Genomic DNA, 12,424 nt, shown 5'->3' with positions numbered 1-12,424 from the left:
AAGGGTGAGTCTGTTTTTTTTTTATTGGAAGAAGAGGGCACCAGGGGATTTTCTGGGGCGTTTGTGGGGGCGGGAGTTTTTTAAAAAAGACGCCTTTGTGGCGAGGGGATTTATCCCCGCTGGGTTGCGAAGCGACCCCAGGCTTTTTACGACTGCTGCGCAGCCGAGCGGGAGCAAGCTCCCTCGCCACGGGAGAGTGCCGTCACTGAATCAGTAATCATCCCCACGTTCCGTCACATCCTTCTCGACACTCGGCGCATTCGGGTCATGGCCCTGGGGAAACTTGCCCTTGAGGTTCCAGGCGAACGCGATGATCTCGGCAATCGTGCGGTACAGCTCTTCCGGGATGCTCTCCCCCTATTCCATCCGTGCCAGCAGCTTCACCAGCTCGGCATTTTCATAGATCGGTACTTCACTGTCCCGGGCGATCCGCAGGATTTCCAGGCCGAGGCGGAGTTAATGAGCAAGTTGCACAAGGGCCGCTGAACGTTTCAAACTACAGGCTGTGAGAAAAACAGTAGATCGCAGCCTTGTTAGCTATATCGCGCTTAGACTCTTCCCTGTTTTGTAAAATAGTTAACGATCTCCTTCGCACTCGGGCACTGTGGGTGCGAGGCCGCTTGGCGAATGCTAAAGCCATAATGCTTGACCATTTTCTTTGCGAATGCGGTTTTGTTGCCCGGACCCCGTTTACCAAGCCCATTTGATATTTCTTTGAGACGGTCCCATGGCTTGTTCGGTGTTTGCTCGGGCTGTGGCTCATCAAAGTTGTGCACACCAAGCCATTTGCCTATGGCATTTGAGTCAGCCAAGAACCATCCTTCCAATGCTTTTACAGCGACAAATGTGATATCTATCCGTGCGTTTGAGATACGTTCTTTAACGGTATCAACTGAGTCTTCGTCTTCGAGGTCGGTCAGCACCACGATTCTATCTACCTCTTGCTGATCCAGACGTGCCAGATAAGCATCGATATTTTGCGGTAGTAGATTGCCGCCACCCTTGGCATTGACCACGGGGTTGACCAACTCAAAGTCGTTCGCCTGCAAAAACGCTTTGAAGTCGGCCGATTCGATGACGATTTTTTCGCTATCGCCTTCCACGATGAACCCAACTTTTACCATGGCAGACCTCCATCAAAAAGGTTGGTCAGCCACGCCGTATCCAAGGGAATATCTTTTTTATCCACCGCCGAGTCCGAAGCACACTTGATCTTGGTCTTGCCATCCTCTTTATTCACTAACCGAAGCTCTTCAAGGTCCAGATTGCGAACAACGGATTCGCTATGAGTGGTGATGAAAACAGGATGCTCCACAGACGCATTTTCACGCATCAACTGAACCAGTTCGCCGATCGCTTTCGGATGAATGCCTCGCTCCGGCTCCTCTATGATTGTTATGCCTGGTTTGTCTGAACGGCTTAACACAGCGGTCATGATGCAGAGAGCATAGATGGTACCGTCTGAAATTAGCCGTGCCGGGAATCGAGCTTTTGTTCCTTCTTCCTTAAAGGTTATTACTGTAGAGCCGTCCAGCCTTTGCTTCTCGGTAGACACATTTTCCATTCCTGGAACGATCAATTCGATCCATTCAAGAACTTGGTCGCGAAAGCGCTCGTTTTTCTCCAGAATTGACAACATGGTTGCCACGTTCCGACCGTGGCTATCAAGTGTCGTCGCGTCTGCTGTCGAACTGTCAGGTTCCTTGGCTTCCAGCGGGTCGATTCGAAATACCTGGATATTGGTAAGCATTCGATACAACGGTGAATGGCTGAGCAGCATCAGCGCAGTCATGTCCTGTGCATACTCAGGTAGGAGATGCAGTCCCTGAGTGTCACTCAAGACAATCTGCGTCTCATCGCTGCTCTTGCGGTCAATGACCTGTTTGTCGTTGACTTTTAAGCTCTCAAGTATTTTAGGTACCCGGTCTATGCCTGATATTTTCAGGCTGTAGTCGAAAGTCTCTCCCTTGAGCTTTACCCGGATGGCGAAAGAGATTGTCGTGCGTTTTTCCTTTCGATGCTTGAAGCAGTGGATTTGCTGGAATCCCCCGAAGTCGCGTATTGCCTGAGCCGCTCCTCGCTTCACTATCGCTCCCAAAAAAGCCAGCGCATCAGTGATGTTGCTCTTACCTGCGCCATTCGAGCCGGCAAAAGCTGTAAAGGGCGGCACGTCCCTCAGGACGATGTTAGCCGCGCTCTTGAAGCCTTTGATCTCGAGGTATTCAATTTTCATCGCAAATCCTCAGCGTTCTTCAGTCACCGTTTCAGCACGGAAATTCTTGAGAACAGGTGCTTGAAATCATTTTTCGCAACGTATTCTACTCAAGGGGGGCTGATTCTATAGGCAATTTGAAACGTACGCTCCTAGGCAAAATCAGTCAGCGCTATGGAGTAGCGGCCATTCAAGAACCAAGGACGGTGGTTCCTGATTTTTTATGGCAATTTTAAATGCGTTGTTTCAGCGCTTCGAAATTATGAGGCAGGAAAGCAACAACCCGCCGAAGCGGGTTGCGTGGTTGAAAAACGTTATTGTCCCTCCTGTACCTCGAATCCCCGTTGCTCAATTACCCCAAACACATCACTTACATCCTGGACCAGGATCCGAGCGATGTTAGTTACGGTATTGATGTCGTTTTCGGCGTAGTCGGGCAGGGTGGTCCAGGCCATGAGATTGAGGTATTTGAGGACGGCGTCAAGGCGTTCGTTGAGGCAGCTATGGAGTTCACCCAGTGGCGCGTCGGCGTCAATGAGGAGGACGGGATGTTCGGTGGCGAAGTGAGACATGGGGGTGTGGTTGAGCGGGTGTCGAGTCGTCATGGTGTTAATCCTGATGAAGATTGAATTGCCACCGTTCTGCTGCGAAACAGGATGGGTGGCAGCTATGCGCGGGTTCGCAGACCGGAGGATTAACACCAAGACCCGGCAGACCCGAAGGTCTCCCACGCACAACCGCCATGGAACGATGCGCGACCAGGAGCCGACCCGTACATGACAGGATAAGGTATTAATCTTAAGGGCTGCGAAACCCTTCGCCAACCAATGTCAGCGACAGATCAACTTTAGGCAGCGATTTTGGTTGCCGCAACCTGGCTGTAGGATGCCAGGGGACGTATCTGGCGAGTGATTCTCCTCGATTTGTGATGCAAACCCGGTCAAACCGTGTGTTGCGCTGCGTCTGAGGGGGCGGCTGCGTGAGATTTGGCTCGCTTCGCGTCCCGAGGGGAGCAAGCTCCGTCTCTATAGGTAGCTATTTCCTACAAGATTTGCAGACTTAAAATCTTTGGCGTCGTTATCGAATGAGTGATTGTCGGTAGCGGAGGGTTTGGTTCCGTTTGGTATCGTTGCCGGGCTCAGTAATCATCACCGCGCTCGGTCACATCCTTTTCGACACTCGGCGCATTCGGGTCATAGCCCTGGGGAAACTTGCCCTTCAGGTTCCACGCAAACGCAATGATCTCGGCAATCGTGCGGTACAGCTCCTCCGGGATGCTGTCCCCCAACTCCATCCGTGCCAGCAGCTTCACCAACTCGGCGTTTTCATAGATCGGTACTTCGCTTTCGCGGGCGATGCGCAGGATTTCCTCGGCCAAGGCTTCGTCGCCCTTGGCGGTGAGGGTGGGGGCGTGGTGGCCGTCGTATTTGAGGGCGATGGCCTGGCGGGGTTCGGTGTGGGTGGTCATGCGGTTTCGTCCACCCAGCGTTGTTCCAGGCGAGTCTTGGGGCCTTGGGGCGGGGTGCCGAGGTGGCAGTCCAGGTCGCCGACATTCAGACCGCACGTTACAAGGCGTTCACGCAAGGCAGTCAGGTTGCTTTCGATCAGGCTCGCGGTGTACGGCCGTTCTGCCCAGAGCTGGCTGGACAGGCTGCCGCTGAGCAACTGGGCCTGAATCTGCAACGGGCCGAGGGGCTCCATGTCAAACGCCAGCTCGACCCGCCAGAGCTGCTGTTTCGGCTCGCGTTCTTCCCGGCGTTCGTCGGGTTGTTCCCGGGGCGGGGTTTCTTCGCGCTGGAACTTGACCTGCAATGGAACGATGTCCTGCAGGTTGCGCATCGGGATCTCCAACTGCCAGGTGCTCATCAGTCGGCCGTCGTCGGTCAGGCCGGTCTGTTCAAGGCTCGACAATTGATGGCTTTGCAGGCGCGAGACGGCCGCGGCGGCCAGGCGCAGCAGGTGTTCCAGGTCACCTTCTTCGTCTTGCTCTTTCAACTGCCGCGAGGGCAGCGGGAAGCTGGTGGGCGACGGTTTGGCGCTGACCTGGCCGAGCATCCCCAGGGCACTGCGCACGAAACTCGGCAAGGCCTGGGCCAGGGTGTTGGCAGCAATGATGGCGCCAAGGTTGGTGGAGGCGGGCAGGGCCGGTGTCAGTTGAGCAATCAGTTTCAGCAGGTCGCCTTTCATGTCCGGCGCCAGGCTCGGTGGCTGTCCGGCGAGCAGTTTGCTTTCCAGGAACACGCCGCTGGCGACCATGGCCTGGGCCACGCCCTTAGGTGTGCTCAGTTGCTGGGCATCAGGCAGGCCGGCCAGCAAGCGAGTCACCGCCGCGCGCAGCTGTGTTTCTGTGTCGTCAGTGACGGGAAGGTTTTGCAGCGCAGTGATCAGGCTGTCCAGCGAGCCCTGGCGGCTGACTTGGGTGACCAGTTGCTGGCTCACCGCCAATTGCTCCTGGCGGTTGCTCAGGGGGACGAATTTAAGCGTCTGTGCATCTTGCACCTGGGCGCTCAAGAGTGTGCCGATGCGCAGCGGTTGGGGGCTGTCGATGTCCAGGGTGCTGCCAGCCTGGGCGGTGTTGAGCAGGCTCACCAACGACCGGTAGACCGCCGGCTGGCCGGGCAAGGAGGGCAACACCTGGCTGGTCAACACCTTGCCTTGCAGCAACGTGCCCACCGGCATCTGCGCGGTGTCGATGCGCGTCAAAGTGGCAACGCTGGAGGCAACGGCCTGTTGCACCGCGATCGCCAGGTTGCTGGCGGACGGCTGGGTCACGGCCAGGCTGGTGCCCTGGGGCAGTGGCTGGGTGCTGGTGGCCTGCACGGTGGCCTGTCGACCGCTCTCCAGGGTGACCTTGAGCAGTAGCTGAAAAGTCTGGTCCGCCTGCTTGAGCGACAGCACTTCGGCCTTGGCGGTCTGGCCGGGCCCGATCAGCCCTTCGGCCGGTGCCAGCAACTTGAGCAGCTCACCCGTCACCGCTGGCATACGCGTCGTCGCCGTGGCCTGGGGCAGCGGCGGGATGTTCATGTCGCCTGTCATCTACGGTCTTACCTTGGGGAAATAAGCTCTCTTGAGAGTGGGTCAGGGCATGTATAATGCCGCCCGTCTTTCAGGGAGTGGCGAAAACCTTGCGATTGTTTGACGCAGCTCTGTGGAACAGGCCCTCAAAGCATCTATGCTGCACCTCTTTAACGGCCGCTGCACCGCCGACTTGAACACCGTATAAGGCCCGCGATCCCTTGACCAGTCCTCTCCTGCAAACCGTTGGCCTCGCCTGTGAGCGAGACTTGCGGCTGCTTTTCGAAAACCTGGAATTGAGACTCTCGCCTGGCGACATGGTGCAGATCAGTGGCCCCAACGGCAGTGGCAAGACCAGCCTGTTGCGCCTGGTCGCCGGGTTGATGCAGCCCACCGCAGGCCAAGTGTTGCTCAATGGCCAGCCCTTGAACAGCCAGGGCAGCGAACTGGCCCGTAACCTGCTCTGGATCGGCCACGCCGCAGGCATCAAGGATTTGCTGACCCCCGAAGAAAACCTCAGTTGGCTCTGCGCGCTGCATACGCCGGCCGAGCGCGAGGCGATCTGGCAAGCGTTGGCGGCGGTCGGGCTGCGCGGCTTCGAAGACGTGCCGAGCCACACCCTGTCCGCCGGCCAGCAGCGCCGAGTGGCCTTGGCCCGGTTGTACCTGGACAGCCCACCGTTGTGGATTCTCGATGAACCGTTCACGGCCCTGGACAAGCAGGGCGTCGCGCAACTCGAGGAGCACCTGGCCCGGCACTGCGAAAACGGCGGCATGGTCCTGTTGACCACCCACCACACGCTGGCGCGGATGCCGTCCGGTTATCGCAATATCGATCTGGGGAACTGGGCCGTATGAGTGTGTTTGGCCTGTTGCTCGCCCGCGAGGCGCGCCTGCTGTTTCGTCGTCCGGCCGAATTGGCCAATCCGCTGGTGTTCTTCGCGATCGTCATCGCACTGTTCCCGTTAGCGGTCGGACCAGAGACTCAATTGTTGCAAACCTTGTCTCCGGGACTGGTCTGGGTGGCCGCGCTTTTATCGGTCCTGCTCTCGCTGGACGGGCTTTTCCGCAGTGATTTCGAAGACGGCTCACTGGAACAGTGGGTCCTTTCGTCGCACCCCCTGGCCCTTCTGGTTTTGGCCAAGGTACTGGCACACTGGGTTTTTTCCGGATTGGCACTGGTGCTGCTCTCGCCGCTGCTGGCGATGATGCTGGGCTTGCCCGCCGCCTGCATGCCGGTGCTGCTGGTTTCGCTGTTGCTGGGCACGCCAGTGCTGAGCCTGCTCGGTGCGGTGGGCGCGGCGTTGACGGTGGGCTTGAAGCGCGGCGGCCTGTTGTTGGCGCTGCTGATCCTGCCGCTGTACATACCGGTCTTGATCCTGGGCAGTGGTGCCTTGCAAGCCGCATTGCAAGGCATGCCCGCGACCGGTTATCTGCTGTGGCTTGGGAGCCTGACTGCCCTGGCGATAACCCTGACACCCTTTGCAATAGCCGCTGGCCTGAAAATCAGCGTCGGCGAATAATAACGAGGCCTGGTCAAAAACTGACCACTTCCCTGGAAGTTAAGGCAGACCCGGCGGTTCGTGATGGCGAACCGCAACCGTGATGGAAACAGCAATGAACTGGACCTGGTTTCACAAGCTCGGCTCACCCAAATGGTTCTATGGCATCAGCGGCAAACTGCTCCCCTGGTTGAGCCTCTTCGCGCTGCTACTGATGGGCGCTGGCGTGGTCTGGGGCCTGGCCTTCGCCCCGCCGGACTACCAGCAGGGCAACAGCTTTCGGATCATTTATATCCACGTGCCCACGGCCCTGCTGGCCCAGTCCATCTATGTGATGCTGGCGGTGTGCGGTGTGGTCGGGCTGGTATGGAAGATGAAACTGGCCGACGTGGCCCTGCAATGCGCCGCCCCCATCGGTGCCTGGATGACCGCCGTGGCGCTGGTCACCGGGGCCATCTGGGGCAAGCCGACTTGGGGTTCGTGGTGGGTCTGGGATGCACGACTGACGTCGATGCTGATCCTGCTGTTCCTGTACTTCGGTCTTATTGCGCTGGGCAACGCCATCAGCAATCGTGACAGCGCGGCCAAGGCCTGCGCGGTGCTGGCGATTGTCGGCGTGATCAACATTCCGATCATCAAGTACTCGGTGGAGTGGTGGAACACCCTGCACCAGGGCGCGACCTTCACCCTGACCGAAAAACCGGCGATGCCCGTTGAAATGTGGCTGCCGCTGTTGCTGACGGTGCTGGGGTTCTACTGTTTCTTCGGCGCGGTACTGTTGCTGCGCATGCGCCTGGAAGTGCTCAAGCGCGAATCCCGGGCCAGTTGGGTGAAGGCCGAAGTACAGAACAGCCTGGAGGCCGCTCGATGAGTTTCGCTTCATTCGGCGATTTCCTCGCCATGGGCCATCATGGCCTGTATGTCTGGTCAGCCTATGGCATTTGCCTGGTGGTGCTGGCCCTCAACGTGGCGGTGCCGATCCTGGCCCGCAAGCGGTATCTGCAACAAGAGGCGCGTCGTTTGCGCCGGGAGAACGGTCAGTGAATCCGCTGCGCAAAAAACGTCTTGTCATCATTCTGGCGATCCTGGTGGGTGTCGGTGCCGCGGTCGGCCTGGCCCTGAGCGCCTTGCAGCAGAATATCAACCTGTTCTACACCCCGACCCAGATCGCCAATGGCGAAGCGCCGAAAGACACGCGCATCCGTGCCGGCGGCATGGTGGAGCAGGGCTCGCTGGTGCGTTCCGGGGATTCGCTGGACGTGAAATTCAATGTCACCGATTTCAGCAAGACCGTGACGATCACCTATCGCGGCATTCTCCCGGATCTGTTCCGCGAAGGGCAGGGGATCGTCGCCTTGGGCAAGCTCAACGCTGACGGCGTTGTGGTCGCCGATGAAGTGCTGGCCAAGCACGATGAGAAATACATGCCGCCGGAAGTGACCAAGGCCCTGAAAGACAGCGGCCAGTCGGCACCCGCGCCCGTGAAGGAGGGCTGACCGATGACTGCTGGCATCTTTATTCCCGAGTTGGGCCACCTGGCGATGATCCTGGCCCTGTGTTTTTCCCTGGCGCAGGCCGTGGTGCCCTTGCTCGGTGCCTGGCGTGGCGACCGCCTGTGGATGAGCCTGGCACAGCCGGCGGCATGGGGGCAGTTCGCGTTCATGCTGTTCGCCTTCGGTTGCCTGACCTACGCGTTCATGGCCGACGATTTTTCCGTGGAGTACGTCGCCAGCAACTCCAACAGCGCGTTGCCCTGGTACTACAAGTTCAGCGCCGTGTGGGGCGCCCACGAAGGCTCGCTGTTGTTGTGGGCGTTGATTCTCGCCGGCTGGACCTTCGCCGTCTCGGTGTTCTCCCGACAATTGCCACAAGTGATGCTCGCCCGCGTACTGGCGATCATGGGCATGATCAGCACCGGTTTCCTGCTGTTCCTGATCGTCACGTCCAACCCGTTCGAGCGCATCCTGCCGCAAATGCCGATGGATGGCCGCGACCTCAACCCCTTGCTGCAAGACATCGGCCTGATCGTCCACCCGCCGATGCTCTATATGGGCTACGTCGGTTTTTCCGTGGCGTTCGCCTTCGCCATCGCCGCGCTGCTCGGTGGGCGCCTCGACGCTGCCTGGGCACGTTGGTCGCGCCCGTGGACCATCGTTGCCTGGGCTTTCCTCGGTATCGGTATTACGTTGGGCTCCTGGTGGGCCTACTACGAACTGGGCTGGGGCGGCTGGTGGTTCTGGGATCCGGTGGAAAACGCCTCCTTCATGCCCTGGCTGGTGGGCACCGCGCTGATCCACTCCCTGGCGGTCACGGAAAAGCGCGGGGTGTTCAAGAGCTGGACCGTGTTGCTGGCCATCGCGGCCTTCTCGTTGAGCCTGTTGGGCACGTTCCTGGTACGTTCCGGCGTGCTGACGTCGGTGCATGCCTTCGCCTCGGACCCTGAGCGTGGCGTGTTCATCCTGATGTTCCTGCTGTTCGTGGTTGGCGGTTCGCTGACGCTGTTCGCCCTGCGGGCGCCGGTGGTCAAGAGCCAGGTCGGCTTCAACCTCTGGTCACGGGAAACCCTGTTGCTGGGCAACAACCTGGTGCTGGTGGTGGCCGCGTCGATGATCCTGCTGGGGACGTTGTACCCGCTGGTGCTCGATGCGCTGTCCGGCGCCAAGCTGTCGGTGGGCCCGCCGTACTTCAACGCGTTGTTCATCCCGCTGATGGCGATCCTGATGGTGGTGATGGCCATCGGTATGCTGGTGCGCTGGAAAGACACCCCGGTCAAGTGGCTACTGGGCATGTTGACCCCGGTGCTGCTGGGCACCGCCGCCCTGGCCGTGGTGGCCGGCGTGGCCTATGGCGACTTCAACTGGGCGGTGCTGGCGACGTTCGTGCTGGCAGCCTGGGTGTTGCTGGCTGGTGTGCGGGACATCTTCGACAAGACCCGCCACAAAGGCTTGATCAAAGGCCTGCCATCCCTGACCCGCAGTTATTGGGGCATGCAGATCGCCCACCTGGGCATCGCTGTCTGCGCCTTGGGTGTGGTGCTGTCCAGCCAGAACAGTGCCGAGCGCGACCTGCGCCTGGCGCCGGGGGAGTCCATGGACCTGGGGGGTTATCAGTTCGTGTTCGAAGGCGCCAAGCATTTCGAAGGGCCGAACTTCACCTCAGACAAAGGCACCGTGCGGGTGATTCACAACGGCCAGGAAATCACCGTGCTGCACCCGGAAAAACGCCTCTACACCGTGCAGAACTCGGTCATGACCGAAGCCGGGATCGATGCCGGTTTCACTCGCGATCTCTACGTGGCCCTGGGCGAGTCCCTGGGCGACGGCGCGTGGGCGGTGCGTGTCCACGTCAAGCCGTTCGTGCGCTGGATCTGGTTCGGTGGCTTGCTCACCGGCCTGGGCGGGGTACTGGCGGCGCTGGATCGGCGTTATCGAGTCAAGGTGAGAACCCGGGTGCGTGAAGCCCTGGGCGTGACGGGAGCCACTGCATGAAACGTTGGTTGATGGTGTTGCCGCTGGCGCTGTTCCTGTTGATGGCGGTGTTCTTGTACCGGGGGTTGTACCTGAACCCGAGCGAATTGCCCTCGGCAATGATCGGCAAGCCGTTCCCGGAGTTTTCCCTGCCTTCGGTGCAAGGCGACAAGACCCTGACCCGCGCCGACCTGCTGGGCAAACCGGCGCTGGTCAACGTGTGGGGCACCTGGTGCATTTCCTGCCGGGTCGAGCACCCGGTGCTGAACAAGCTGGCCCAGAACGGTGTGGTGATTTATGGCGTCAACTACAAGGACGTCAACGCCGACGCCCTGAAGTGGCTGGCCGAGTTTCACAATCCCTACCAATTGGACATTCGTGACGAAGACGGCTCCCTGGGCCTGAACCTGGGCGTCTATGGCGCGCCGGAAACTTTCTTCATCGATGCCAAGGGCATGATCCGCGACAAGTTCGTCGGCGTGATCGACGAACAGGTCTGGCGTGAGAAGCTGGCCGCCAAATACCAGGCCCTGGTGGACGAGGCCAAGCCATGAAGCGTTGGTTAGCCGCTGCCATCCTGGGCTTGAGCCTGGTCGGTGTGGCCCAGGCCGCCATCGATACCTACGAATTCGCCAACGACGGCGAGCGCGAGCGATTTCGCGAACTGACCAAGGAACTGCGCTGCCCCAAATGCCAGAACCAGGACATCGCCGACTCCAACGCCCCGATTGCCGCCGACCTGCGCAAGGAAATCTTCCGCATGCTCGGCGAGGGCAAGGACAACCAGCAGATCATCGACTTCATGGTCGATCGCTACGGTGAGTTCGTGCGCTACAACCCCGCCCTGTCCTCCAAGACCGCGCTGCTCTGGTTCGGCCCTGCCGGGCTGTTGCTCGGCGGTTTCGTAATCATCGCCGTCATCGTGCGCCGACGCCGGGTCCAGCGCACGGCCGCACCGGACACGCTTTCTGTCGAAGAGCGCCAGCGCCTCGACCAACTGTTGGATAAAACCAAGCATGATTGATTTCTGGCTCGCCGCAGGTCTGCTTCTTCTGGTTGCCCTGAGTTTTCTGTTGATTCCTGTACTGCGTGGTCGTCGCGCTCAACGCGAAGAGGACCGCACCGCACTCAACGTGGCGCTGTATCAGGAGCGCGTGGCCGAACTGCAAGCCGAGCGGGAGGAGGGCGTGCTCAACGCCGCGCAACTGGACACCGGTCGTGCCGAAGCCGCTCGGGAACTGCTCGCCGACACCGAGGGCGCCGATGCGCCGCGCGAATCCCGGCTGGGCAAACCGTTGCCGTTGCTCGCTGCCGTATTGGTGCCGGTGTTGGGCCTGGCGCTGTACCTGCATTTCGGTGCCAGTGACAAGGTCGAGCTGACGCGTGAATTCGCCCAGGCGCCGCAGTCGATGGAAGAGATGACCCTGCGCCTGGAGCGCGCGGTGGCGGCGCAGCCGGACTCGGCCGAGGGCCTGTATTTCCTCGGGCGTACCTACATGGCCCAGGATCGGCCCGCGGATGCGGCGAAGATCTTCGAGCGCACCGTGGCGGTCGCCGGTCGCCAACCGGAACTGTTGGGCCAATGGGCCCAGGCGCAGTATTTCGCCGATGGCAAGAAATGGTCGGATAAAGTCCAGGCCTTGACCGACGAAGCGCTCAAGCTCGATCCGAAGGAAGTCACCAGTCTCGGCCTGTTGGGCATCGCCGCGTTTGAAGGCGAACGCTACCAGGAGGCAATCGATTACTGGGGGCGCCTGCTCGCGCAACTGCCGGAAGGCGACAAATCCCGCGAGGCGCTGCAGGGCGGCATCACCCGGGCCACCGAGAAGCTGCAGGCCAGTGGTGGCAAAGTCGTCCAGGCCCCGCAGGCCAAGACCGGGGCATTGCTCAAGGTTCGCGTCGACCTGGCGCCGGAACTCAAGGCCAAGGTGCAGCCGGGCGACAGCGTGTTCATCTTTGCCCGCGCCGTGTCCGGCCCGCCGGCCCCCCTGGCCGCCAAGCGCCTGACAGTGGCCGATCTGCCGGTCACGGTTGAACTGGGCGATGCGGACGCCATGATGCCGCAGTTGAAACTGTCGAACTTCCCCGAAGTCCAACTGATGGCGCGCATCTCCCGGGCCGGCCAGCCGACCGCGGGTGAGTGGATCGGCCGCAGCCAGCCCCTGGCGAGCAGCACCACGGCGCAGCAACAACTGACCATCGACAGTCCGGATAAATAACAGGAACTCG

General features: G+C 60.1%; 14 protein-coding genes and 1 pseudogene. 9 read left to right on the top strand and 6 right to left on the bottom strand.

The features are described 5' to 3' along the window. Positions 1-210: 210 nt before the first annotated feature. The 6 genes and pseudogenes from J3361_RS11595 to J3361_RS11570 all read right to left on the bottom strand — a co-directional run. Positions 211-438 (bottom strand): annotated as a pseudogene (locus J3361_RS11595) (EscU/YscU/HrcU family type III secretion system export apparatus switch protein); the annotation flags it as partial. Between the two features lie 110 nt (positions 439-548). Beyond that, complete coding sequence (locus J3361_RS11590) at positions 549-1,124, bottom strand: DUF4276 family protein (RefSeq protein WP_207964710.1); 576 nt, start codon at positions 1,122-1,124, stop codon at positions 549-551. After that, complete coding sequence (locus J3361_RS11585) at positions 1,118-2,233, bottom strand: AAA family ATPase (RefSeq protein WP_207964707.1); 1,116 nt, start codon at positions 2,231-2,233, stop codon at positions 1,118-1,120. Before J3361_RS11585 ends, J3361_RS11590 begins: the two co-directional genes overlap by 7 nt. 293 nt (positions 2,234-2,526) lie before the next feature. Then, a complete protein-coding gene (locus tag J3361_RS11580; RefSeq protein ID WP_207964705.1) occupies positions 2,527-2,817 on the bottom strand; it encodes a fructose-bisphosphate aldolase in 291 nt (96 codons plus the stop codon). Positions 2,818-3,350: 533 nt separating this feature from the next. Further along, a complete protein-coding gene (locus J3361_RS11575; protein WP_109751363.1) occupies positions 3,351-3,680 on the bottom strand; it encodes an EscU/YscU/HrcU family type III secretion system export apparatus switch protein in 330 nt (109 codons plus the stop codon). After that, positions 3,677-5,248, bottom strand: coding sequence for a flagellar hook-length control protein FliK (locus J3361_RS11570; RefSeq protein WP_207964703.1), 1,572 nt, complete (start codon positions 5,246-5,248; stop codon positions 3,677-3,679). The genes J3361_RS11575 and J3361_RS11570 overlap by 4 nt, the downstream gene beginning before the upstream one ends. Positions 5,249-5,448: 200 nt before the next feature. Between J3361_RS11570 and ccmA the strand changes: the two genes are divergently transcribed. From ccmA to ccmI, 9 genes are all read left to right on the top strand, one after another. Then, the gene (ccmA, locus tag J3361_RS11565) at positions 5,449-6,084 is read left to right on the top strand and encodes a cytochrome c biogenesis heme-transporting ATPase CcmA (protein ID WP_207964701.1); all 636 of its coding nucleotides are present in this window, start codon (positions 5,449-5,451) and stop codon (positions 6,082-6,084) included. Next, positions 6,081-6,749: a heme exporter protein CcmB gene (gene ccmB / locus J3361_RS11560; protein ID WP_003183957.1), complete on the top strand. Its 669-nt coding sequence runs from the start codon at positions 6,081-6,083 to the stop codon at positions 6,747-6,749. Before ccmA ends, ccmB begins: the two co-directional genes overlap by 4 nt. Before the next feature lie 94 nt (positions 6,750-6,843). Next, positions 6,844-7,599 (top strand): heme ABC transporter permease, encoded by a 756-nt coding sequence (locus tag J3361_RS11555; RefSeq protein ID WP_207964700.1) that lies wholly within the window; start codon positions 6,844-6,846, stop codon positions 7,597-7,599. Then, a complete protein-coding gene (gene ccmD, locus J3361_RS11550; RefSeq protein ID WP_003199159.1) occupies positions 7,596-7,772 on the top strand; it encodes a heme exporter protein CcmD in 177 nt (58 codons plus the stop codon). Before J3361_RS11555 ends, ccmD begins: the two co-directional genes overlap by 4 nt. Beyond that, on the top strand, positions 7,769-8,224 hold the full coding sequence (gene ccmE, locus J3361_RS11545) for a cytochrome c maturation protein CcmE (RefSeq protein WP_186704692.1): 456 nt from the start codon (positions 7,769-7,771) through the stop codon (positions 8,222-8,224). Before ccmD ends, ccmE begins: the two co-directional genes overlap by 4 nt. A gap of 3 nt (positions 8,225-8,227) precedes the next feature. Next, on the top strand, positions 8,228-10,216 hold the full coding sequence (locus J3361_RS11540; protein ID WP_207964698.1) for a heme lyase CcmF/NrfE family subunit: 1,989 nt from the start codon (positions 8,228-8,230) through the stop codon (positions 10,214-10,216). Continuing rightward, positions 10,213-10,749 carry a DsbE family thiol:disulfide interchange protein gene (locus J3361_RS11535; RefSeq protein ID WP_207964696.1) on the top strand — a complete coding sequence of 179 codons (537 nt, stop codon included), beginning with the start codon at positions 10,213-10,215 and terminating at the stop codon, positions 10,747-10,749. Before J3361_RS11540 ends, J3361_RS11535 begins: the two co-directional genes overlap by 4 nt. Then, a complete protein-coding gene (locus tag J3361_RS11530; protein ID WP_207964694.1) occupies positions 10,746-11,219 on the top strand; it encodes a cytochrome c-type biogenesis protein in 474 nt (157 codons plus the stop codon). Before J3361_RS11535 ends, J3361_RS11530 begins: the two co-directional genes overlap by 4 nt. Next, on the top strand, positions 11,212-12,414 hold the full coding sequence (gene ccmI / locus J3361_RS11525; RefSeq protein ID WP_207964692.1) for a c-type cytochrome biogenesis protein CcmI: 1,203 nt from the start codon (positions 11,212-11,214) through the stop codon (positions 12,412-12,414). The genes J3361_RS11530 and ccmI overlap by 8 nt, the downstream gene beginning before the upstream one ends. The last annotated feature ends 10 nt before the right edge of the window (positions 12,415-12,424 follow it).

This window comes from Pseudomonas sp. OA65 (genome assembly GCF_017498305.1).
GTDB lineage: Bacteria > Pseudomonadota > Gammaproteobacteria > Pseudomonadales > Pseudomonadaceae > Aquipseudomonas > Aquipseudomonas zanjanensis.
The sequence above is the reverse complement of the archived record's forward strand: the minus strand, read 5'-3'. Positions and strand labels throughout refer to the sequence as shown.

Coding starts and splice junctions, on each gene's coding strand:
- J3361_RS11580 (WP_207964705.1), bottom strand. CDS start 2,817: ATGACGACTCGACACCCGCTCAACCACACCCCCATGTCTCACTTCGCC.
- J3361_RS11540 (WP_207964698.1), top strand. CDS start 8,228: ATGACTGCTGGCATCTTTATTCCCGAGTTGGGCCACCTGGCGATGATC.
- J3361_RS11575 (WP_109751363.1), bottom strand. CDS start 3,680: ATGACCACCCACACCGAACCCCGCCAGGCCATCGCCCTCAAATACGAC.
- ccmD (WP_003199159.1), top strand. CDS start 7,596: ATGAGTTTCGCTTCATTCGGCGATTTCCTCGCCATGGGCCATCATGGC.
- J3361_RS11570 (WP_207964703.1), bottom strand. CDS start 5,248: ATGACAGGCGACATGAACATCCCGCCGCTGCCCCAGGCCACGGCGACG.
- J3361_RS11590 (WP_207964710.1), bottom strand. CDS start 1,124: ATGGTAAAAGTTGGGTTCATCGTGGAAGGCGATAGCGAAAAAATCGTC.
- J3361_RS11585 (WP_207964707.1), bottom strand. CDS start 2,233: ATGAAAATTGAATACCTCGAGATCAAAGGCTTCAAGAGCGCGGCTAAC.
- ccmB (WP_003183957.1), top strand. CDS start 6,081: ATGAGTGTGTTTGGCCTGTTGCTCGCCCGCGAGGCGCGCCTGCTGTTT.
- ccmI (WP_207964692.1), top strand. CDS start 11,212: ATGATTGATTTCTGGCTCGCCGCAGGTCTGCTTCTTCTGGTTGCCCTG.
- J3361_RS11535 (WP_207964696.1), top strand. CDS start 10,213: ATGAAACGTTGGTTGATGGTGTTGCCGCTGGCGCTGTTCCTGTTGATG.
- J3361_RS11530 (WP_207964694.1), top strand. CDS start 10,746: ATGAAGCGTTGGTTAGCCGCTGCCATCCTGGGCTTGAGCCTGGTCGGT.
- J3361_RS11555 (WP_207964700.1), top strand. CDS start 6,844: ATGAACTGGACCTGGTTTCACAAGCTCGGCTCACCCAAATGGTTCTAT.